At 71.5% G+C, this 21,950-nt stretch carries 17 protein-coding genes; 16 read left to right on the top strand and 1 reads right to left on the bottom strand.

Annotated features, from left to right (window positions below; translation table 11 throughout):
* Window positions 1-2 precede the first annotated feature (2 nt).
* From asnB to ACGFY9_RS44110, 16 genes are read left to right on the top strand one after another with little or no spacing between them, the layout of a single operon-like run.
* Complete coding sequence (gene asnB / locus ACGFY9_RS44185) at window positions 3-1,937, top strand: asparagine synthase (glutamine-hydrolyzing) (protein ID WP_393764058.1); 1,935 nt, start codon at window positions 3-5, stop codon at window positions 1,935-1,937.
* A gap of 15 nt (window positions 1,938-1,952) precedes the next feature.
* Window positions 1,953-4,142 carry a bi-domain-containing oxidoreductase gene (locus ACGFY9_RS44180; protein WP_393764056.1) on the top strand — a complete coding sequence of 730 codons (2,190 nt, stop codon included), beginning with the start codon at window positions 1,953-1,955 and terminating at the stop codon, window positions 4,140-4,142.
* Window positions 4,139-6,097, top strand: coding sequence for an alginate lyase family protein (locus ACGFY9_RS44175; RefSeq protein WP_393764054.1), 1,959 nt, complete (start codon window positions 4,139-4,141; stop codon window positions 6,095-6,097). The genes ACGFY9_RS44180 and ACGFY9_RS44175 overlap by 4 nt, the downstream gene beginning before the upstream one ends.
* On the top strand, window positions 6,094-7,638 hold the full coding sequence (locus tag ACGFY9_RS44170; RefSeq protein ID WP_393764052.1) for a right-handed parallel beta-helix repeat-containing protein: 1,545 nt from the start codon (window positions 6,094-6,096) through the stop codon (window positions 7,636-7,638). Before ACGFY9_RS44175 ends, ACGFY9_RS44170 begins: the two co-directional genes overlap by 4 nt.
* A 1-nt stretch (window position 7,639) precedes the next feature.
* Window positions 7,640-8,929 carry an O-antigen ligase domain-containing protein gene (locus tag ACGFY9_RS44165; RefSeq protein ID WP_393764050.1) on the top strand — a complete coding sequence of 430 codons (1,290 nt, stop codon included), beginning with the start codon at window positions 7,640-7,642 and terminating at the stop codon, window positions 8,927-8,929.
* 2 nt (window positions 8,930-8,931) lie between these two features.
* Complete coding sequence (locus ACGFY9_RS44160) at window positions 8,932-10,173, top strand: glycosyltransferase (RefSeq protein ID WP_393764048.1); 1,242 nt, start codon at window positions 8,932-8,934, stop codon at window positions 10,171-10,173.
* Window positions 10,170-11,420 carry a class I SAM-dependent methyltransferase gene (locus ACGFY9_RS44155; RefSeq protein ID WP_393764046.1) on the top strand — a complete coding sequence of 417 codons (1,251 nt, stop codon included), beginning with the start codon at window positions 10,170-10,172 and terminating at the stop codon, window positions 11,418-11,420. Before ACGFY9_RS44160 ends, ACGFY9_RS44155 begins: the two co-directional genes overlap by 4 nt.
* On the top strand, window positions 11,417-12,211 hold the full coding sequence (locus tag ACGFY9_RS44150) for a glucose-1-phosphate cytidylyltransferase (protein ID WP_393764044.1): 795 nt from the start codon (window positions 11,417-11,419) through the stop codon (window positions 12,209-12,211). Before ACGFY9_RS44155 ends, ACGFY9_RS44150 begins: the two co-directional genes overlap by 4 nt.
* Complete coding sequence (locus ACGFY9_RS44145; protein ID WP_393764042.1) at window positions 12,208-12,855, top strand: PIG-L deacetylase family protein; 648 nt, start codon at window positions 12,208-12,210, stop codon at window positions 12,853-12,855. The genes ACGFY9_RS44150 and ACGFY9_RS44145 overlap by 4 nt, the downstream gene beginning before the upstream one ends.
* A 5-nt stretch (window positions 12,856-12,860) precedes the next feature.
* Window positions 12,861-13,886, top strand: a complete 1,026-nt coding sequence (locus ACGFY9_RS44140; protein WP_393764110.1) for an NAD-dependent epimerase/dehydratase family protein — start codon at window positions 12,861-12,863, stop codon at window positions 13,884-13,886.
* Window positions 13,874-15,157, top strand: a complete 1,284-nt coding sequence (locus ACGFY9_RS44135) for a DUF4910 domain-containing protein (protein ID WP_393764040.1) — start codon at window positions 13,874-13,876, stop codon at window positions 15,155-15,157. Before ACGFY9_RS44140 ends, ACGFY9_RS44135 begins: the two co-directional genes overlap by 13 nt.
* Window positions 15,154-16,452 (top strand): hypothetical protein, encoded by a 1,299-nt coding sequence (locus tag ACGFY9_RS44130; RefSeq protein WP_393764038.1) that lies wholly within the window; start codon window positions 15,154-15,156, stop codon window positions 16,450-16,452. Before ACGFY9_RS44135 ends, ACGFY9_RS44130 begins: the two co-directional genes overlap by 4 nt.
* A complete protein-coding gene (locus tag ACGFY9_RS44125; RefSeq protein WP_393764037.1) occupies window positions 16,449-17,396 on the top strand; it encodes a glycosyltransferase family 2 protein in 948 nt (315 codons plus the stop codon). Before ACGFY9_RS44130 ends, ACGFY9_RS44125 begins: the two co-directional genes overlap by 4 nt.
* Window positions 17,393-18,631 (top strand): polysaccharide pyruvyl transferase family protein, encoded by a 1,239-nt coding sequence (locus ACGFY9_RS44120; protein ID WP_393764036.1) that lies wholly within the window; start codon window positions 17,393-17,395, stop codon window positions 18,629-18,631. The genes ACGFY9_RS44125 and ACGFY9_RS44120 overlap by 4 nt, the downstream gene beginning before the upstream one ends.
* Window positions 18,628-19,179, top strand: a complete 552-nt coding sequence (gene rfbC, locus ACGFY9_RS44115) for a dTDP-4-dehydrorhamnose 3,5-epimerase (protein ID WP_393764034.1) — start codon at window positions 18,628-18,630, stop codon at window positions 19,177-19,179. The genes ACGFY9_RS44120 and rfbC overlap by 4 nt, the downstream gene beginning before the upstream one ends.
* A 7-nt stretch (window positions 19,180-19,186) precedes the next feature.
* Window positions 19,187-20,512 (top strand): glutamate-1-semialdehyde 2,1-aminomutase, encoded by a 1,326-nt coding sequence (locus ACGFY9_RS44110; protein WP_393764032.1) that lies wholly within the window; start codon window positions 19,187-19,189, stop codon window positions 20,510-20,512.
* Between the two features lie 7 nt (window positions 20,513-20,519).
* Here ACGFY9_RS44110 and ACGFY9_RS44105 read toward each other — a convergent pair whose 3' ends face one another.
* A complete protein-coding gene (locus ACGFY9_RS44105; protein ID WP_393764030.1) occupies window positions 20,520-21,194 on the bottom strand; it encodes a phosphatase PAP2 family protein in 675 nt (224 codons plus the stop codon).
* Window positions 21,195-21,950 lie beyond the last annotated feature (756 nt).

Below are 21,950 nucleotides of genomic sequence, written 5' to 3'. Positions count from 1 at the left end.
ACGTGTGTGGCATCGCAGGCACGTACCGATGGCCGGACGGAAAGGCCGTCACCGACCGGCTCACCGACGTCCTCGCCCACCGCGGCCCGGACGGCTCGGGCCGCTACGGCCACCCCCTGGGTGACGGCGAAGTGCAGCTCGGGCACCGCAGGTTGTCCATCATCGACCTGTCCGAGACCGGCGCCCAGCCGATGGTCTCGGACGGCCTCGTCCTGACGTACAACGGCGAGCTGTACAACGCGCCCGAACTCCGTGCCGAGCTGGCGGCCAGCGGGGTGCGCTTCCGCGGCACATCCGACACCGAGGTACTCCTGGAGGCCTGGCGGCGCTGGGGCACGGACTGCCTGCCCCGGCTGCGCGGCATGTTCGCGTTCGGCATCTTCGACGAGCGGACCGGTGAACTGGTGCTGGCCCGCGACCAGTTGGGCATCAAGCCGCTGTTCCTGCTCCGGCGCGGCCAGGGCCTGATGTTCGCCTCCGAGCTCAAGGCGCTCGCCGCCGCGACCGGCGGGACGCTGGAGGTGGACCACGCGGCCCTTGTGGCCTCGCTGCTGTACTACTGGGTGCCGGACTCGCGCTGCGCGTTCCGCGAGGCGGAGAAGCTGCCGCCGGGGAGCTGGCTGCGGTGCCGGGCCGACGGCCGGGTGGAGCGTGGCAGCTTCTGGAACCTGAAGGACGTCGCCGCCGAGGGCCGGGAGCGGGCCCAGGCCGGCGAGCGGCCGGACCTCGACGCCGTCGTCGAGGAGTCGACCCGGCGCCACCTGCTCTCCGACGTACCCGTGGCGACCTTCCTCTCCGGCGGCCTCGACTCCAGCTATCTGACCGCGCTGGCGGCCCGCCACCAACCCGGGATCTCCGCCTACACGATCGGCTTCCGCGCCGAGGACGCCAAGTTCGAGGCGATGCCCGACGACCTGCGCTACGCCCGGCAGGTGGCCGAGCAGTTCGGCGTCGACCTGCACGAGATCGAGATCGCCCCGAACGTGCTCGACCTGCTGCCGCAGATGACGTACAGCCTGGACGAGCCGATCGGCGACCCCGCCGCCATCAACACGTACCTGATCTGCATGGCCGCCAGGGAGGCAGGGGTCAAGGTGATGCTCTCGGGGATGGGTGCCGACGAGCTGTTCGCGGGATACCGCAAACACCTGGCCAACCTGCTCGCGCTGCGCTACCAGCGCGTCCCCCGGCCCCTGCGGCGCGGGGTGTCCGGGGTCGTGGACCGGCTGCCGGTCGCCACGGCCCGCCGGGGGTACCGGTCGGTGCGTTTCGCGAAGCGGTTCCTCTCCTTCGCCGATCTTCCCGAGGAGACCGCGTTCCGGCGCAGCTACACCATGTACGACAAGCCGGAGCTGCTCGCCCTGATCGATCCGGACCTGGCCGGGACGGTCGACGACGTGCTGACCGAACACGCGGACGTCTACCAGGACAACGACCTCGACGACTTCGTGAACCGCATGTGCCTGACCGACGCCCGGATGTTCCTGCCGGGCCTCAACCTCGCCTACACGGACCGGTCGAGCATGGCCGCGTCGACCGAGGTGCGGGTGCCGTACGTGGACGTCGAGGTGGTCAAGGCGGCGTTCGCCGTGCCCGGCGATCGCAAGATCGTCGGACGGCAGGGCAAGGCGGTCCTCAAGGAGGCGGCCACCTCGATCCTGCCCCGGGAGATCGTGTACCGGCCCAAGGGCCTGTTCAGCGCTCCGCTGCGCGCCTGGATGAGCCGCGACCTGGCACCGCTGGTGCGCGAGGTGGTCAACGACGGCCTGCTCGTCAGCTCCGGGCTCCTGCGCCGCGACGCGCTGGCCCGGATGGTCGCCGAGGACGCCGCCGGACAGGCGGACTACTCCAAGCATCTGTGGCACGTACTGACCCTTGAGTACTGGTATCGCGACGCGACCTCTGGCTCCGCCCAGAGCGCTCGGACGACGGCTTAGAAAACAGGAGTTCCGGTGAAGCAGGTTGTACAGAACTACAAGAGCGGCGAGCTGGCGGTGCTCGACGTTCCGGTACCGGGATGCAAGCCGGGCGGTGTGCTGGTCCGCAGCGCCTACTCGCTGATATCCACCGGCACCGAACTCATGAAGGTCTCCGAGGCCGGCATGTCGATGCTGGGCAAGGCCCGCTCAAGGCCGGACCAGGTGGCCAAGGTCATGCAGAGCGTGGCCACCAACGGGGTGCCCGCCACCTACCGCAAGGTGATGGGCAAGCTGGACTCCTACACTCCGCTGGGCTACTCGCTGTGCGGGGTGGTCGAGCAGGTCGGCGCCGGGATCGACGACGTGAAGGTCGGCGACCTCGTGGCCTGCGCCGGCAACGAGCACGCGCTGCACGCCGAGTTGAACTGGGTGCCGAAGAACCTCTACGCCCCGGTCCCCGACGGACTCGCCCCGCGGCACGCGGCCTTCGGCACCGTCGGCTCGATCGCGATGCAGGGCGTCCGCCAGGGCGAGCCGCAGCTCGGCGAGGTGGCCCTGGTCATCGGCCTCGGACTGATCGGGCAGCTGGTGGTACAGCTCCTCACCGCCGCGGGAGTCCGCGTCGTCGGTGCCGACCCGGACCCGGCGCGCTGCGAACTCGCCGAGCGTCTGGGCGCCGCGGCCTGCGGCGACCCCTCCTCGGCCGCCGTGGAAGCGGCCGTCGCCGAACTCACCGGCGGTCACGGCGTCGACCAGGTGTTCCTGGCCGCCGGCGGCGGCAGCAACCAGCCCGTCGAACTGGCCGCCCGGCTCGCACGGGACCGCGGCCGGGTCGTCGACATCGGCAAGTGCCGCCTGGACCTGCCGTGGAACGCGTACTACGAGAAGGAGCTCGACGTCCGCTTCTCGCGCTCCTACGGCCCCGGGCGCTACGACCCGTCGTACGAGCTGGAGGGACGCGACTACCCGATCGGCTATGTGCGCTGGACCGAGCGCCGCAACCTGGCGTGCTTCCTCGACCTCCTCGCCCGCGGCCGCGTCGACGTGGAGCCCCTGGTCTCCCACATCGCCGACTTCGACGACGCCGTCGAGACGTACCGGAGCCTGAAGGACGGCGAACTGAAGGCCGTGGCGGTGCTGTTCCGCTACCCCGAACAGGCGGAGGAACAGGGGGAGTCGGCGGCCCCGGAGGTGTCCGTGCCCGAGGTGCGACGCACCGGCACGACCGTCGCCCCGGCCCGGTCAGCCAAGACGCCGGTGCGGCTCGCTTTCGTCGGGGCGGGCAACTACGCGACGTCGATGCTGCTGCCGCACCTGGCCCGGCGCGAGGGCGTCGAGCTGTCGACCGTCGTCACCACGACGGCGCTCTCCGGGGCCAACGCGCAGCGGAAGTTCGGCTTCGCGAAGGCGACCACCGACCTCGACGCCGTCCTCGGCGACAAGTCCGTCGACGCCGTGTTCGTGGTCACCCGGCACAGCTCGCACGCCGAACTGACCCGGCAGGCCCTGCTGGCAGGCAAGACCGTGTTCGTGGAGAAGCCCCTGGCCCTCACCGAGGACGAGCTGGCCGGCGTCCTCGCGGCGGTGGAGGAGTCCGGCAACGACCGGCTCCAGGTGGGCTTCAACCGCCGGTTCGCGCCGCTGCTGACGGAGGCCAAGGAGCGGCTCGGCGCCCGGACCGGCCCGGCGAGCCTGCGCTACCTCGTCAACGCGGGCAAGCTCCAGCACGGCAGCTGGTACCTCCAACAGGGCGCCGAGGGCTCGCGGTTCGCCGGCGAGGGCGGCCACTTCATCGACACGGCGAGCTGGCTCCTCGACGCCGATCCGGTCTCCGTGTACGCGACGGCCGTGCCCGGCAACGAGGACCTCCAGGTCGTCCTGCGCTACCCGGACGGCTCCACCGCCACCATCAGCTACGTCACCACCGGTGCCTCGGGCTTCCCCAAGGAGACCCTGGACCTGGTCGGGGACGGCAAGGTGCTGCGGCTCGACGACTTCGTCCGCGCCTCCGTCCACGGCTCCAAGAAGTGGGTCAGTTCGCGGCTGCCCAAGGCCCGGGACAAGGGCCAGAACGCCGAACTCGCCGCGTTCATCAAGGCCGTTCGGACCGGCGGGCCGATGCCGGTGCCGCTGGAGTCGCTGGTCGCCACCACGGCGGCCACCCTCGCCGTGCACACCGGCCTGGCCGGCGGCGCGCCGGTGACGTTGGCGAGCGCGCGATGACCATGAGCGCGGGCTGGTACCTGCGCCGACTGTCCCGGATGGGCCCGCGAGAGGTAGCGGGCCGGGCGGGCGACGCCGTGCGCAGGCGGCGTTGGCGGTCGGCGCCGCCCGACTGCCCGAGCGTCACCGGCGCCCGCTTCACCGCCGTCCTGCCCGCGGGGACGATCGCCGAGGTGCCGCCGGACGCCGCGAAACGGCTCGTCGCCGAGGCGGACCGACTGATGGCCGGGCACGCCGAGTTCTTCGGGCTGGTCCGCGACGACCTCACCGACCCGGACTGGTTCTACGACCCGAAGACCGGGCGCCGGGCCCCGTCGGGCTACGCCTTCGACGTGCCGTACCGCGACGAGAACGTGGCCGGGGACATCAAGCAGATCTGGGAGCCGTCCCGGCACCAGTACCTCACCGTGCTCGCCGCCGCCTACGCGGTCACCGGGGACGAGCGGTACGCCGAGCGCGTCGCCGCGCACCTACGGTCGTGGTGGGCGGCCAACCCGCCGCTGCGAGGTGTGCACTGGATCAGCGGCATCGAGCTGGGCATCCGGCTGCTGTCCTGGGTGTGGATCCGCCGGCTGCTCGACGGCTGGCCGGGCGCGGCCGGACTCTTCGAGGACAATCCGGTCGCCCTGAACCAGATCTGGCACCACCAGCGCTGGCTGGCCGCCTTCCCCAGCCGGGGTTCCTCGGCGAACAACCACGTCATCGCCGAGACCGCCGGACAGTTCGCCGCGGCCTGCGCGTTCAACTGGTTCCCCTCGTCGGCGCGTTGGCGCTCCGACGCGCTGCGGTCGCTGGAGCGGGAGCTGCGCGCCAACACCTTCGACTCCGGCCTCAACCGGGAGCTGGCCACCGAGTACCACGGACTCGTCCTGGAACTGGGCCTGGCCGCGCTGGCCGAGGCCGACGCCGCCGACGTGCCGGTGCCCGAGTCGCTCCGGCTGGTGCTGCTGCGGATGACCGACGCGCTCGCGGCCGTCGTGGACAACCGGCTGCGTCCGCCGCGCCAAGGTGACGCGGACGACGGCTTCGGTCTGGTCGTGGACGGCGCGGGCACCGACCGCTGGGGTTCGCTGCTGGCCACCGGAGACGCCGTGTTCGGTCGGCTCGACTGGTGGCCGAAGGTGACCGGTACCGACGTGCGCACCCCGCTGCTGGCCGCGCTCGTCCGGCCGTACGCGAAGGACGGAACCGCCCGTCCGGCGTCCAGGCCCGCCCACTTCGCCGACGCGGGGCTCACCGTCCTGCGCGGTCCTGAGGAGATCTGGTGCCGCTGCGACGGCGGTCCGCACGGCTTCCTGTCCATCGCCGCGCACGCCCACGCCGACGCGCTGTCCGTGGAGGTCCGGCACGACGGGGTGGACGTGCTCGCCGACCCGGGGACGTACTGCTACCACGGGCAGCCGGCGTGGCGGCAGTACTTCCGGTCGACCCTCGGTCACAACACCCTGCGACTGGACGGCGGTGACCAGTCCGTCTCCGGCGGCCCGTTCCTGTGGACCCGGCACGCCCGCACCCGCGTCCTGGACGTGGCCAACTCCGGTGCGGAGGTGGCCCGTTGGGCTGCCGAGCACGACGGCTACCAGGGATCGGTGCACCGCCGCCGGGTGGAACTGACGGCCGCGAGCCGGGAGCTGAGGATCGTCGACCAGGTGCAAGGCCCTCGCCGGGACGTGCAGTTGGCGTTCCATCTCGGCCCGGCGATCGCCGCGGACCTGGCCGGGCACCGGGCGGTGCTCACCTGGACCCGGGACGGCGAGGACCGCTCCGCGGTGCTCGACCTGCCCGAACAGCTGTCCTGGCAGGCGCATCGCGGCGAGACGGACCCGCCGCTGGGCTGGTACTCCGCCGGATTCGGGCGCAAGGAACCCGCCACCACGCTGGTCGGCACCGGCTTCGCCGACGGCGCGGGCGCGTTCACCACCGTGCTCGGGTTCCGCGGCCAGGGGGGCGCGTGAGGATCAACAGGCGGCCCTGGGCGCTGGCGGCGGCACCGCTGGCGCTGGCCCTGCTGACGGCGACCGGCTGCGAGAGCACGTCGAGCGCCCCGGCCACGACGAAGCCGACCGCCGCGCCGTCCACGTCCACGTCCGCCGCCCGGACCGTGGCCCGGGTGTGCGCCAACCCCGCGGCCGGGCCGGCGAAGGCACCGGCGGGCGCGGTGACCGTCGACCCCGCGGTGGTCGGTGACCTGGCGGCGAAGACCAAGAGCAGCCCTCCGAACACCACGTTCTGGCTCAAGCCGGGCACGCACCGACTTGAGAAGGACCGCTACGCCCAGGTCATCCCCAAGAAGGGGGACCGCTACCTCGGTGCGCCGGGCGCGGTGTTCGACGGCCGGAAGAAGAACCAGTACGCGTTCACCGGTAACGCCCCCGATGTCACCATCCGCTATCTGACGGTGCAGGGTTTCGTCGCGCCGCAGGACGAGGGCGTCGTCAACCACGACTCGGCCGACGGATGGGTGATCGAAGACGCCACGATCCAGAACAACTCCGGCGCCGGCCTGATGGCCGGTGCCCGCCAGCAGGTCCGTGGCAGCTGCCTGCGCGACAACGGCCAGTACGGCATGAACGCCTACAAGGGCAACGGCCGCATCACCGGCCTGGTGGTCGAGGGCAACGAGATCACGGGCAACAACACCGGTGACTGGGAGCGGCGCAAGGAGGGCTGCGGCTGCACCGGAGGCATCAAGTTCTGGGAGGTCAACGGCGCGGACATCAGCGGGAACTGGGTGCACGACAACCGCGGAACCGGGTTGTGGGCGGACACCGACAACAACGACTTCCGCATCGAGAACAACGTGATCGAGGCCAACGACGGTGCAGCACTGATCTACGAGACCAGCTACAACGCGGTCATCCGGGACAACACGATCCGGCGGAACAACTGGGTCGAGGGCCGCAAGGCGGCCGACGGCGGCGACAACTTCCCGTACGCGACCGTCTACCTGTCCGAGTCCGGCGGCGAACCACGGATCAAGGCCCGCACCGACAGGATCGAGATCTACCGGAACGTGCTGGAGAACAACTGGTCCGGGATCACCCTCTGGGAGAACGCCGACCGGTTCTGCAACAGCCCGGCCAACACCTCGTCCGGCGACTGCACGCTGCTGGTGAAGAAGACCGCCAGCTGCTCGAAGCCGGCCATCGCCAAGGCACCGCTCTACTCCGACTGCCGGTGGAAGACCCAGCGGGTGGACATCCACGACAACCGTTTCGTGCTCGACGAGTCCGTCGTCAACTGCACGGAGATGTGCGACCGCATGGCCGTGCTGTCCAACTACGGCACCTATCCGGACTGGTCGCCGTACAAGGGCGAGCAGGTGGCCGACGCCATCACCGAGAAGCAGCACAACCGCTGGCACGACAACGTCTACGTCGGGCCGTGGAAGTTCGTCGCCGAGGACCAGAGCCGGGTGCTCGACTTCGGGCAGTGGCAGGCGACGCCGTACCAGCAGGACAAGGGCAGCACCCTCGACCTTCAGGCCGGTGGCTGACATGCCTGAGAACCTGACGCGCGCGGCGGCCACGGCGGGGACACCGCCCGGCGCCGAACGGCGCCCGGCCGGCACACCGAAGATCGTCGGGATCGTCTGGGGGCTGCTGGTCCTCAACACGCTCGGCTCCGCCGGGGCGAAGACCATCGTGCCGCTGCCCCGCTCCCTCATCCAGATGGTCACGATGGGCTCGCTGGTCGCCGCGTTCGCGCTGGCACTCGTGGCCAATCAACGGCTGCGCATCCGGCCCAGCGCGTACGTGCTCCTGCTCACCCTGCTGCTGGTGTCGAGCGTGATCTCCAGCGCTAGCCTGGAGTCCGGGCTCGGCGCGCTGTTCCGCTGCTTCCGGCTGGCCCTCTTCATCGGCACACTGTGGCTGCTCACCCGCTGGTGGGACGGCGGCCTGACGTTCGTCCGATACCACATCCGGATGTACTTCGCTGTGCTCGGATCGGTGGCCGCCGGCCTGGTCGTCTCCCCGGGCAAGGCCCTGCCCGGCCTCTACGGCGGACGCCTCGTCGGCGCGCTGTGGCCCCTCACCCCGCCGCAGATCGGGCAGTACGCGGCGGTCATCATCGGCCTCACCGTGCTGCTGGTCGTGGGCCGCCGCGTCGATCGGACCAGCGCCGTGCTGGTCATCGTGCCGTCGCTGGTGCTGCTCGCGCTGACCCACACCCGGACGGCCACGCTCGGCCTGCTCCTCGGGCTGGCGCTGGCGATCGGCTCGCTCATCCTGACCAGCGCCGCGGCCCGCCGCTTCTTCACCTGGGCGGTGCTGATCTCCGTGGTGGCCGCGGTCGGCTTCGCCTCCGCGCTGCAGACCTGGTTCCTGCGCGGGCAGAGCCAGGAGAACTTCTCCAGTCTCACCGGCCGGGCCAAGGTCTGGAACGCCCTGCTGGCCGCGCCCCGGTCGACCGCTGAGCAGGTGTTCGGCGTGGGCCTGGGCGACAAGTCGTTCGGCGGGCTGCCGATCGACAACAGCTGGCTGGCCGTCTACAACGAGCAGGGTCTGATCGGCGTCACCCTCGTCGCCGCGATCATCGTCGTGCTGGGCGGCGTCGCGCTGCTGCGGCCGCCGTCGCTGGAGCGGGCCTGCGCGATCTTCCTGATCAGCTACTGCGCGATCGCCTCCTACACCGAGGCCGGCCTCGGCGACGCCTCGCCGTATCTGCTCCATCTGGCCCTGGCCGCCGCGCTGTTGGCGGCCCCTGCCCAGGCCGCTCCGCTCGTGCTGCCCGAAGCCTCGCGACGACACATCCCGCGCTGGGCCCGTAGATCGGAGGTGAACTGAGCATGCACGTTCTCGTGGTGCACAACCGCTACAACTCGGCGCAGCCGAGCGGGGAGAACAAGGTCGTCGACCAGGAGGTGGAGCTGCTGCGCGCGGCCGGCCACCGGGTCGAGGTGTTCGAGCGTCGCAGCGACGACATCGGCGCCCGCTCCCTCCTCGGCAAGGTCGCGGTGCCGCTCCTCGTGCCGTGGAACCCGGCGGTGCGCACGGAACTCGCCGCCAGGCTGCGCGCCGAGCGGCCGGACGTGGTGCACGTCCACAACGTCTTCCCGCTCCTGTCGCCCGCCGTGCTCGCCGCCTGCGCCGACGCCGGTGTGCCCGCCGTCGCCACGCTGCACAACTACACCCAGGTCTGCCCGCCCGGCACGCTGCAGCGGGACGGCCGGCCGTGCACCGAGTGCGTCGGCTCGACGCCGCTGCCCGCCGTCCGGCACGGCTGCTACCGCGACTCCCGCCTGGCGACGGTGCCGCTCGCGGTCAGCCTGTCGGTCAACCGGCGCCGGTGGTGGTCCGGCGTGGAGCGGTTCCTCTGCATCTCGGCGGCCCAGCGTGACGTCCTGGTGCGGTCCGGCATGCCGGCCGAGCGGCTGGCGGTGAAGCACAACTTCGTGCCGGAGCCGGGCAGTTGCCGCACGGGTGACGGCGAGCACGTGCTGTATCTCGGCCGGCTCGCGGAGGCCAAGGGCGTACGGCTGCTCATGACCGCGTGGGACGAGATCGCGGCGAGCGGCGGTGTCGGCGTACCGCTCGTGATCGCAGGCACCGGGCCGCTGGAGCCAGAGGTGACCGCCTGGGCCGCGGGCCGGGACGACGTGCGTTACGTCGGCCTGTTGGACGCGGGGGAGTGCCAAAAGGCCATCGCGCGGTCGGTCGCCGTGGTGGCTCCCTCGACATGGCTGGAGGCGTTCGGGCTGGTGGTCGTGGAAGCGATGGCGGCCGGCGTCCCGACCGTCGCCGCCGGCCACGGCGCCTTCGTCGAACTCGTCGAGGACGGCGTCACCGGGCTGCTGCACCGGCCGGGCGAGCCCGCCTCGCTCGCGTCCCGCATACGCCGGATCGCGGCCGAGCCGGCCCGCAACCGGGAGATGGGGCGGGCGGCCCGGCACCGCTACGAGCAGGGATTCAGCCCGGCCGTCGGCCTGGAGCGCCTGCTGGAGGAGTACCGCACCGCGATCGCGGGTCGGTCAGCACTGGCTCGCGGTGGGGACACCCGCGCGAGCAGGGGGGATGGGGACAGCAGATGACACGATGCCGACTCTGCGGCTCGGAGGCGACGACGAGCGTCGTCGATCTCGGGGCGACACCACCGTGCGAGAGCTTTCTCGCCGCGGACCAACTGGACCGGCCGGAGCAGACGTACCCGCTGAACCTGCGGGTCTGCACCGACTGCTGGCTCGCGCAGATCCCTCCGCTGATCACGCCGGAGGAGACGTTCAAGGAGTACGCCTACTTCTCCTCGTTCTCGACCTCCTGGGTGGAGCACGCGCGCACGTACGTCACCGATGCCGTACAGCGCCTCGCTCTCGGTCCCGACGCCTTCGTGGTCGAGGTCGCGAGCAACGACGGGTACCTGCTGAGACACGTGGTGGACCGCGGGATCCGCTGCCTCGGCATCGAACCGTCGGTGAACGTCGGTGCCGCTGCGCGGGAGGCGGGGGTGCCCACGCTCACGGAGTTCCTGAGCCCCGACACCGGCTCGGCCGTCCGCGCCGAGCACGGCCCGGCGGACCTGGTCGTGGCCAACAACGTGTACGCGCACATCCCCGACGTGGTCGGGTTCACCCAGGGGCTGCGCGCACTGGTCGCCGACGACGGCTGGGTCTCCATCGAGGTGCAGCACCTGCTGACCCTGATCGAGGAGAACCAGTACGACACGATCTACCACGAGCACTTCCAGTACTACACGGTCGCCTCCGCGATCCGGGCCCTCGAGAGCGGCGGACTCGCCCTCGTGGACGTCGAGTTGCTGCCCACGCACGGCGGCTCCATCCGGCTGTGGGCCCGGCCCGCCGAGGTGGCGGGGGAGCCGTCGCAGCGGGTGGCCGACGTGCTGGCCCGGGAGAAGGCAGCCGGCTTGCAGGAGCTGTCCGGGTACACCGAGTTCTCCGCCCGGGTGGCCAAGGTGCGCCGGGACCTGCTCCGGTTCCTCATCGAGGCTGCCGAGCGCGGCGAGACGGTCGTCGGCTACGGCGCCCCCGGCAAGGGCAACACCCTGCTCAACCACTGCGGCATCCGGCCCGACCTGCTCGCGTACACGGTCGACCGCAATCCGTACAAGCACGGCAGGTTCACCCCGGGCACCCGCGTCCCGATCCTGCCGCCCGAGCAGATAGCCGCCGACAAGCCGGACTACGTCCTCGTCCTTCCGTGGAACCTGCGGGCCGAGCTGGTCGAGCAGCTGTCGTTCGTGCACGAGTGGGGCGGCCGGCTGGTCTTCCCGATCCCGGAACTGAGCATTGTCGAGGGCGTCTTGAAGGAGGTCACAGCATGAAGGTCGTCCTGTTCTGCGGCGGTTACGGGATGCGCATGCGCAACGGAACCTCCGACGACGTGCCCAAGCCGATGGCGATGGTCGGGCCGCGCCCGCTGATCTGGCACATCATGCGCTACTACGCGTACTTCGGGCACACGGAGTTCATCCTGTGCCTCGGCTACGGCGCCCACCACATCAAGGACTTCTTCCTCAACTACGAGGAGACGACGTCCAATGACTTCGTACTGCGGGGCGGGCGCACCGAGTTGCTGTCCACCGACATCGCGGACTGGACGATCACGTTCGCGCAGACCGGCATCGAGTCACCGATCGGGGAGCGGCTGCGCAGGGTGCGGCACCACCTGGACGGCGACGAGATGTTCCTCGCCAACTACGCCGACGTGCTCACCGACGCCCCGCTGCCCGAGATGATCGACCGGTTCGCCCTGCGTGACGCCGGCGCGTCGATGATGGTGGTGCCGCCGCAATCGTCCTTCCACTGCGTGGAGTTGGGCGAGGACGGCCTCGTAGGGGGCATCACCGCGGTGAGCGACATGCCGCTGTGGGAGAACGGCGGCTACTTCGTGCTCCGCCAGGAGGTCTTCGACCACATACCGGAGAACGGTGACCTGGTCGCCGACGGATGCGCCCAACTGGCCAAGCGCGGACGGCTGGTGGCACACCAGCACCGCGGCTTCTGGAAGCCGACCGACACCGTGAAGGAGCGGGCCGCGCTCGACGACGCCTACACCCGGGGCGACCGCCCGTGGGCCGTGTGGGAGCGGGACAGCGCCGGAGCCAGAGCGTGATCCGGCTCGGGGCCGGACCCCTGGACCGGATCGTCGCGGTGGGCGCACACTGCGACGACATCGCCATCGGCGCCGGCGGCACCCTGCTGACGCTCTGTCAGGCCCGACCGGGCATCCGCGTCGACGCGCTGGTGCTCTCCGGCGGTGGCGGCGACCGGGAGCAGGAGGAACAGGCCGCGCTCACCGCCTTCTGCCCGGGCGCCGACCTCCGGCTGACCGTGCACAAGCTGCCCGACGGCCGGCTGCCCGCGCACTGGGAGGAGGCCAAGGCCGCGGTCGAGGAACTGCGCGCGCAGACCGACCCGGACCTGGTGCTGGCCCCGCGCACGGAGGACGCGCACCAGGACCACCGCGGCCTGGCGCGGCTGATACCCACCGCCTTCCGCGACCACCTCGTGCTCGGCTACGAGATCGTCAAGTGGGACGGCGACCTCGGCCGCATGGCGGCGTACCAGCCGCTGTCGCCGGAGACCGCCGAACAGAAGGTGCGCCTGCTGCAGGAGCACTACCCCTCGCAGCGACATCGGCCCTGGTACGACCGGGAGGCCTTCCTCGGCCTCGCGCGGATCCGCGGCATCGAATGCCACGAGCGATACGCCGAGGCGTTCGCCGTCACCAAACTCACGCTCAACCTGGGGGGTTGAACACCTTGCGCGTACTACTGACCGGACACCAGGGCTATCTGGGCACCGTGATGGCACCCGTCCTCACCGCCGCCGGACACGAGGTCGTCGGCCTCGACTCCGGCCTGTTCGCCGACTCCGTCCTCGGCCCGCAGCCCGCCGACCCGCCCGGGGTGCGGGTGGACCTGCGCGACATCACCGCCGACCACGTGGCCGGGGTGGACGCCGTGATCCACCTGGCCGCCCTGTCCAACGACCCGCTGGGATCGCTCGCGCCGGAACTCACCTACGACATCAACCACCACGCGTCCGTACGACTGGCAAAGCTGGCCCGTGACGCCGGAGTCCGGCGCTTCCTGTACGCGTCGACCTGCTCCGTCTACGGCGCCTCCGGCGGCGACGGCCTGGTCACGGAGGACGCCCCGCTGCGCCCGGTGACGCCGTACGCGGAGTCGAAGGTGCGGGTCGAGGACGACGTACACGCGCTGGCCGACGACGACTTCACACCGGTGTTCATGCGCAACGCCACGGCCTTCGGCTACTCGCCCCGGCTGCGCGCCGACATCGTGCTCAACAACCTGGTCGGCCACGCGCTGCTGTCCGGTGAGGTGCTGGTGCTCTCCGACGGCACGCCCTGGCGCCCGCTGGTGCACGCCGCCGACATCGCCCGCGCCTTCACGGCCGCCCTGACCGCGCCGCGCGAAGCGGTGCACGACCGGGCGTTCAACATCGGCAGCGAGATCAACAACGTCACGGTCGCCGAGATCGCCGACCAGGTCGCCGAGGCGGTGGCCGGCGCGAAGGTCGTGATCACCGGGGAGAACGGCGCCGATCCCCGGTCCTACCGGGTGGACTTCTCCCGCTTCCGCACCGCGATCCCCGGCTTCGACTGCGAGTGGACGGTGAAGCAGGGCGCGCTCGAACTCGCCGACGCCTACCGGAAGTTCGACCTGACCCGGGAGGACTTCGAGCAGCGCTTCACCCGCCTCGCCGTGCTGCGCGCGGCGACCGACGCCGGCACCGTCGACGACACCCTGCGGTGGCGCCGATGACCGACACCGGCGAAGAGATGTACGGGCTGGTGGAGCGGCTGTACCCGCTCTGCCGGAGCATCACCGGCGACGGTGTGCGCGCCACCCTGGACATCGTCGGCGAGTACCTCCCGCTCCAGGTGCACGAGGTTCCGACCGGGACGCAGGTCCTCGACTGGACCGTTCCACAGGAGTGGAACATCCGGGACGCGTACATCGCCGACAGCACGGGTCGGCGGGTCGTCGACTTCGCCGCGTCCAGCCTGCACGTGCTCGGCTACAGCGTGCCGGTGGCGAGGACCATGCCCCTGTCCGAGCTGCGCGCGCACCTGCACACCCTGCCGGACCGCCCGAACTGGGTTCCGTACCGCACCAGTTACTACAAACCGGAGTGGGGCTTCTGCCTGGCCCAGGAGACCCTGGACGCGCTGCCCGAGGGCGAGTACGAGGTGCGCGTCGACTCCACGCTCGCGGACGGCCACCTCACCTACGCCGAGCACGTGGTCCCCGGACAGGTCGCCGACGAGGTGATCGTCTCCTGCCACACCTGTCACCCGTCGCTGGCCAACGACAACCTGGCCGGCATCGCGGTGGCGACGTTCCTCGCCCGGGAGCTGGCGAAGCAGACGCCGTACTACACCTACCGGTTCATCTACGCGCCCGGCACCATCGGGGCGATCACCTGGCTGGCCCGCAACGCGGAGCGGGTGGACCGCGTCAAGCACGGTCTCGTGCTGGCCTGCGCCGGGGACCCGGGACAGCTGACGTACAAACAGAGCAGACGCGGCGACGCGGAGATCGACCGGGTGCTGCGGCACGTCCTGGCCGCGTCCGAACGCCCGCACCGCGTCAACGAGTTCACCCCCTACGGCTACGACGAGCGGCAGTACTGCTCGCCCGGCTTCAACCTGGGCGTGGGCTCGCTCACCCGGACCCCGTACGCGGGCTACCCCGAGTACCACACCTCGGCGGACAACCTGGACTACGTCTCCCCGACGGCGATGGCGGACACTCTCGCCGTCTGCCGCGAGGCGTTCGCCGTCCTCGACCGCAACCGGCGGTATCTCAACCTCAGTCCCTACGGCGAACCCCAGCTGGGCCGGCGCGGGTTGTACGACGCGCTCGGCGGGCGCAGCGACACCAAGCAGGCGCAGATGGCCATGCTCTGGGTGCTCAACCTCTCCGACGGCGAGCACAGTCTGCTGGACGTCGCCGAGCGGTCCGGGCTGCCGTTCGACACCGTCGCCGGCGCGGCCGACGCTCTGCACGAGGCCGGGCTGATCAAGACATGACGCCGACGACCACCGACGGGGAGAAGGCGACCGCACCGGCCCGGTCCGCCAAGCGCGCCCTCGTCGGCCGGCTCTCCTGGGGACTGGCCGACCAGGCGGCCTCCAGCATCAGCAACTTCGCGGTGGGCATCTACGTGGCCCGCTCGCTGGGGGTGACCGCGTTCGGCGTGTTCAGTCTCGCCTGGGTCACCTACGGCGTGGTGCTCAACGTCTCCCGCGGCCTCGCCACCGATCCGCTCGTGGTGCGCTTCAGCGGCGTGCCGGAGCCGTCCTGGCGCGGGGCGGTGGCCCGCTCGACGGGTACCGCGCTCTGCGTCGGCACGGCCCTCGGAGTGGTGTGTCTGGCCGCCGGGCTCGGGCTCGGCGGCCGGGTGGGGCCCGCGTTCGTGGCCCTCGGTGTCATGATGCCGGGGCTGCTGCTCCAGGACGCCTGGCGGTTCTCGTTCTTCGCCGCCGGTGAAGGGCGGAAGGCCTTCTTCAACGACATCGCGTGGGGCGTCGCGCTCGTCCCGGCCATGGTGGTGGCGGCCCATGTCGGCACCGTGGCCGCCTTCGTGCTCGCCTGGGGCGCGTCCGCCACGGTGGCGGCCGGATACGGCTGCGTCCAGTCCGGCATCCGGCCCCGCACGGCACAGGCCCGCGGCTGGCTGCGCGAACAGCGCGACCTCGGCTACCGGTACCTGGTCGAGAACGTCAGCCTCAGCGGCGCGAGCCAGCTCCGGGCGTACGGCCTCGGCGCGATCGTCGGAGTGAGCGCGGTGGGCGCGGTGCGGGGCGCCGAACTCCTCCTCGGCCCCTTCCTCGCCGTACTGATGGGGCTCTCGCTGGTCACCGTCCCGGAGGCGGCCCGCGTGCTGCGGCAGGCCCCGCACCGACTGGGCAGGTTCTGCCTCTACCTCGGCGGGGGACAGGCCACCGGAGCGCTGCTCTGGGGCTCGGCGCTGTTGCTGATGCCGGGCAGGCTCGGCGAGTTGGCGCTCGGCGACGTCTGGCACTCCTCCTCGCACCTCATCGTGCAGATCACCCTCAGCGTCGCGGGAGCGGGCCTCGGCACCGGCGCGGCGGCCGGACTGCGCGCGCTCGGCGCCGCCCGGCGCAGCCTGAAATGCCAGCTGTTCGCCTCCGCCTGCTATGTCGGCGGCGGACTCGGCGGAGCGGCCCTCGCCGGTACGGCCGGCTCGGCCTGGGGCGTCGCCGCCGCGACCATCAGCGGCTCGGCCGTGTGGTGGCTGCAACTGCGCTCCGCCCTGCGCGAGCACCACCGCGATCCCCTTCCCGAAGTGAGGACCTCATGACCGACCGACCGAGGCTGAGCATCGGCCTGCCCGTGTACAACGGCGAGGAGTACCTGGCCGAGTCGTTCGACGCCCTCCTCGGCCAGACCTACGAGGACTTCGAACTGGTCGTCTCCGACAACGCCTCGACCGACGGCACCGAGGACATCTGCCGCAAGTACGCCGCGCAGGATTCCCGCATCCGCTACCTCCGGCTGCCCCGCAACATCGGTGCCACCCCGAACCACAACCACGTCTTCGCCGAGTCCCGGGGCGAGTTGTTCAAGTGGGCCTCGCACGACGACCTCTACGGCCGCGACCTGCTGACGCGCTGCATAGAAGCACTGGACGAGCGACCGGACGTGATCCTCGCCCACACCGACCAGGCGGTCATCGACGGCGACGGCCAGGTGACGGTCCCGTACGAGTACACGCTCGCCACCGGCTCCCCGAGCGCGCCCGAGCGCTTCCGCAGTCTGCTGTTCGAGCCGGGCGGCGACGACTTCTACGGAGTGATACGCGCCGACATGCTGCGCCGGGTGAAACCCATGGACAGCTACCACCACGCGGACCGCACGTTCGTCGCCGAGATCACCCTGCACGGCCGCTTCCACCAGGTGCCGGAACTGCTGTACTTCCGCCGCGACCACCCCACCCGCGCCGAACGCGCCAACCCCTCCAAGCGCGCCCGCTGCGTCAACCTGGACCCGCGCCGGGCAGGCGCGCTGCACCCGACACCCCGGCTGCTCGCCGAGTACGTGTGGGGCTTCGCCTCGGCGATCCGACGGGCACCGCTGTCCCCGGCCGACCGGCGCGCCTGCTACCGCCACCTGGCTTCCTGGATGACCAGCCGGGTCCGCCCGGGCGCCGGCGAGCGCGTCGAGGACCGCGCCCCGGTCGACCCCGCCCAGCTCACGGTCTCCGTCGACGCCCTCGTCGCCGGCCGCGAGGGGAGGCGCGCATGACGTCCGCGGACTCAACTCCCGTGCGCGTAGGGGTGTTCGGCCTGCTCGGCTCCGGCAATCTCGGCAACGACGGGTCGCTCCAGGCCGTCCTCGGATACCTCCGCGCCGACCACCCGGACGCGGTCGTGGACGCCCTGTGCGGCGGACCCGAGGCCGTGACGGCCCGGTTCGGGATCCCCGCCACACGACTGCACTGGAACCGCGCCGAGTACCGGACCGCGTCACGCGCGGGCGCGATCGCGTCGAAGGGGCTGGGCAAGTTCGTCGACATCTTCCGCACCGCCGCCTGGGTACGGAAGCACGACGTGGTGATCGTGCCGGGCATGGGCGTCCTGGAGGCCACCCTGCCGCTACGGCCGTGGGGCTTCCCGTACTCGTTGTTCCTGCTCTGCGCGAGCGGCCGACTGATGCGCACCCGGGTCGCGCTGGTCAGCGTCGGCGCCGCCGAGATCCGCAACCGGCCCACCCGGGCCCTGGTCCGCTGGTCGGGGCGGCTGGCCGCCTACCGGTCGTACCGGGACGCCCAGTCCCGGGACGCGATGCGGGCGATGGGCGTGGACACCGCGCGCGACGAGGTCTACCCGGACCTCGCGTTCTCCCTGCCGGCGCCGCGGACGAGCACGCCCTCGGGCCCGCCCGGCACGGTCTGCGTCGGCGTCATGGACTTCCACGGCGGCAACGACGACCGCGCCCGGGCCGACGAGATATACCGGCGCTACCTCGACGGGACGATCCGGTTCGTCCGCACGCTGGTTGAGGAGGGCAGGCCGGTCCGGCTGCTCACCGGCGACACGTGCGACGCCACGGTGGTCGCCGCGATCCTCGACGCGGTGGACTCACCGCTGGTCACCGCCGCCGAACCGGCCTCCCTGGCCGACCTGATGGACGAGATGGCGGCCGCCGACACCGTGGTCGCGGTCCGGTACCACAACCTGATCTGCGCGCTGAAGACCGGCACACCGGTGCTCGCCCTCAGCTATGCGGCGAAGAGCGACGCGCTCATGGACCGGATGGGGCTGGGCGCCTACTGCCACCCGGCGCGCGAGGTCGACGCCGACCGGCTGCTCGAACAGTTCCGGACGCTGGAGAAGCGATCGGCCGAACTGCGGCAGACCCTCACCGAGCGGAACCTGGCCGCCGCCCGCCAACTGGAGGACCAGTTCAGCTCGTTGACCGCGGCCGTGTTCCCCGCGACCGGCCACACCCAAGCCCACGCTCGGCAGGAGTCTCCATGAAAGCGACCGAAGTCCCGGAGATCGCCGGCGCGTTCCTCTTCGAGCCGACGCCGTACGCCGACGAACGCGGCTTCTTCTGCCGCACCTTCGACGCCGACGTGGTCCGCTCGGTGGGCCTCGACCCGGACGCCTTCGTCCAGGACAGCCTGTCCCGCTCGGTCCGGGGCGTGGTGCGCGGCCTGCACCTGCGATCCGGCGCGGGCGAGGCCAAGTTGGTGCGGTGCTCGTACGGGCGGATCTTCGACGTCGTCGTGGACCTGCGGCCGGATTCTCCGACCTACCGCAATTGGGCCTCCTTTGAACTCACAGGAGAATCACAACCAACTCTTTACATTCCGGCGGGATGCGCGCACGGTTTTCAGGCACTGACCGACACCGCCGACACCTCGTACCGGATCGACCGCCCGCACGATCCGGCCGAGGACGTGACGATCGCCTTCGACGACCCGGAGCTCGCCATTCCCTGGCCGCTGCCGGTTGCACTGATGTCCCAACGGGACCGCGAGGCGCCGAGCCTCGCCGAGGTCCTGAAGCACAGAGAAAGCTGAGGTCCCCGTGGACACCGAAGTGCTTGACCTGCCCCTGTCGCGGACAGCCAACGAGCGGCTGCACGCCATGATCCCCGGGGGCGCTCACACCTACGCCAAGGGCGACGACCAGTACCCCGAGAACCTGGCCCCGGTCATCAGCCACGGCAACGGTGCCCACGTGTGGGACGTCGACGGCAACCGCTACATCGAGTACGGCTCGGGCCTGCGGTCGGTCAGCCTCGGCCATGCCCACCCGCGCGTGATCGAGGCGGTACGGCGGGAACTCGACCGCGGCAGCAACTTCGTCCGGCCCTCCATCGTGGAGGTCGCGGCCGCGGAGCGCTTCCTGGCCACGGTGCCGACCGCCGAGATGGTGAAGTTCGCGAAGAACGGCTCCGACGCCACGACCGCCGCCGTGCGCCTGGCCCGCGCCGCCACCGGGCGCCCACGGGTGGCCCTCTGCGGCGACCATCCTTTCTTCTCCGTCGACGACTGGTTCATCGGCACCACACCGATGTCCGCCGGAATTCCGGCGGCGACCAACGAACTCACCGTCGCGTTCCCCTACGGAGACCTGGCCGCCACGGAGCAGCTGCTCACCCGGTACCAGGACGAGATCGCCTGCCTGATCCTCGAACCCGCCACCCACACGGAACCGCCGCCCGGCTACCTCGCCGGCCTGCGCGACCTGGCCGACCGGCACGGCTGCGTCCTGGTCTTCGACGAGATGATCACCGGATTCCGCTGGTCCGAGGCGGGCGCCCAGGGTCTGTACGGCGTCGTCCCCGACCTCTCCACGTTCGGGAAGGCGCTGGGCAACGGATTCGCCGTCTCCGCGCTGGCCGGGCGCCGCGATCTGATGGAGCGGGGCGGACTGCGTCACTCCGGCGACCGGGTGTTCCTGCTGTCCACCACCCACGGCGCGGAAACGCACTCCCTGGCAGCGGCGATGGCCGTGCAGACCACCTACGTCGAAGAGGGTGTCACCGCGCGGCTGCACGCCCTCGGCGAGCGGTTGGCCGCCGGGGTCCGCGAGGCCGCGGCCGGCATGGGCGTCGGCGACCACCTCGTCCTCCACGGCCGGGCCAGCAACCTGGTCTTCGCCACCCTCGACGAGAACGGGCGGCCGTCGCAGCAGTACCGCACCCTGTTCCTGCGCCGGCTCCTCGCGGGCGGAGTGCTGGCCCCCTCCTTCGTGGTGAGCAGCGCACTCGACGACGCGGACATCGACCGTACCGTCGACGTGGTGGCCGAGGCATGTGCGGTGTACCGGAAGGCACTTGACGCCGCCGACCCCACCCCCTGGCTGGCCGGGCGGCCCGTGCGGCCCGTGTTCCGCCGCTCGGCGTGACGTGACGTCAGCGGTGATCTCGCCGACCGGGCTCGGCCAGCCGGTCGGCGATCCGGTCGACCAGCCACGCGGTCGCCGGAATCACCGCCAGCGCGGTGCACCAGCCGCCGAGGACGTCGGTCGGATAGTGCGCGCCCAGTCCGACCTGCGCCCAGCCCATGGCGGCGCCGGCGACCAGCGCCGAGGCGAGCACGAGTGACGTGCCGGCCGTCCTGCCGAGGCCGAGTCGGCGGGTCGCGAGCAGCGCCGCCATGAGGGCGAGCGCGGTGGCGAAGGCGGTGTGCCCGCTCGGGTACGACAGGTTGCCGGGGCCGTGGATGGTACGTCCCACCAGATGCTTGATGAGCATGGTCGCTCCCACGGTCGTGCCGACGCCGGCCACGACCAGCACCGCCGCGTGGGGACGCCGAAGCAGCAGACAGCCCACCGCGCCGGCCACGATCAGCATCGCCGACCCCGCGGGCTCCCCCAGGAAGTCCAGGGCCAGGGCGACGCGCCGCCACGGCGGCCCCAGACTGTCCGCCGTCGGCTGGATGATCCACCTGTCCACCCCGCCGGGCTCGCTGTGGCCGGAGTACAGGACCCCGAGCGCGACGACCACCAGCGCGGCGAGGACCGCGATCAGCCCGAGCCACGGGCGCAGCGACGGGGGCAGCACCGCTGGCGCCGGCCGGCCGGTCACATGTTCACCGCGTCCGGTCGAGCTGGGGTGGTGCCCTTGTTCCGCTGCCGCCCGCCGTTGTCCAACCCGAGCCCCCGTCGTGTCCGATTCACTCTCCACGGCCCCGCGGACACCGGCTCCTGGGCTGTACGCCTGGGCGTGAACCGTCAGCACCCTAGCCGCAATCCGGCGGGGATGGTGTACGGGCCCGACCTGATCCGGGGGTTGAGATCAGCACGACGACCGCACCTGCCGGTCTGCCTCTGAGCCGGCCATGTCCAAGCCGCGCCAGGGCAGTTGCCTCCGGGTGGACGCGCTGACCCAGAAGGCCCGCGAGGGCGGCCGGATCATCAACGTCCACCCGCTGCCGCCCCACCCATCGCCCGCCTTGCCCAGGAGTCGTCATGCCCGGAAGCGCTGGACGCTGACCGCGCCGGCGTCGGCGGCCGGTCTGGCGCGGTTCCGGCCGTCCGCCGCCAAGGTCGCGAAGCTGACCCAGGCACTCGACCGCACTGCCTCCGAGCTCGGCATCACCGGCAGCGCGGTCGAGGCGGTCTACGACGATCCCGGCCAGGGCGGCTACCTCGGCGGACAGGTCGGGTGTCAGGAGACCATGGTCCAGTCCGGCGGCCTGACCGCCCCCGGCCAGATCTCCGCACCGGTGGCCGCCGTACTGACCCGCCTGGCGGAGGTGACCCTTGACGTGGCCGAGGAACTGTTCCGGGCCGGGCGGCTGGAGCGCGGATCAGCCCGCTCTCCACATCAATCTGAAGCGGC

Source organism: Streptomyces sp. NPDC048504, assembly GCF_043200035.1.
Lineage (GTDB): Bacteria > Actinomycetota > Actinomycetes > Streptomycetales > Streptomycetaceae > Streptomyces.
The sequence above is the reverse complement of the archived record's forward strand: the minus strand, read 5'-3'. Positions and strand labels throughout refer to the sequence as shown.

Bases quoted from the DNA above. Each gene is read 5' to 3' on its own strand.
- ACGFY9_RS44175 (WP_393764054.1), top strand. From the start codon at position 4,139: ATGACCATGAGCGCGGGCTGGTACCTGCGCCGACTGTCCCGGATGGGC.
- ACGFY9_RS44165 (WP_393764050.1), top strand. From the start codon at position 7,640: ATGCCTGAGAACCTGACGCGCGCGGCGGCCACGGCGGGGACACCGCCC.
- ACGFY9_RS44160 (WP_393764048.1), top strand. From the start codon at position 8,932: ATGCACGTTCTCGTGGTGCACAACCGCTACAACTCGGCGCAGCCGAGC.
- ACGFY9_RS44155 (WP_393764046.1), top strand. From the start codon at position 10,170: ATGACACGATGCCGACTCTGCGGCTCGGAGGCGACGACGAGCGTCGTC.
- ACGFY9_RS44150 (WP_393764044.1), top strand. From the start codon at position 11,417: ATGAAGGTCGTCCTGTTCTGCGGCGGTTACGGGATGCGCATGCGCAAC.
- ACGFY9_RS44130 (WP_393764038.1), top strand. From the start codon at position 15,154: ATGACGCCGACGACCACCGACGGGGAGAAGGCGACCGCACCGGCCCGG.
- ACGFY9_RS44125 (WP_393764037.1), top strand. From the start codon at position 16,449: ATGACCGACCGACCGAGGCTGAGCATCGGCCTGCCCGTGTACAACGGC.
- ACGFY9_RS44120 (WP_393764036.1), top strand. From the start codon at position 17,393: ATGACGTCCGCGGACTCAACTCCCGTGCGCGTAGGGGTGTTCGGCCTG.
- rfbC (WP_393764034.1), top strand. From the start codon at position 18,628: ATGAAAGCGACCGAAGTCCCGGAGATCGCCGGCGCGTTCCTCTTCGAG.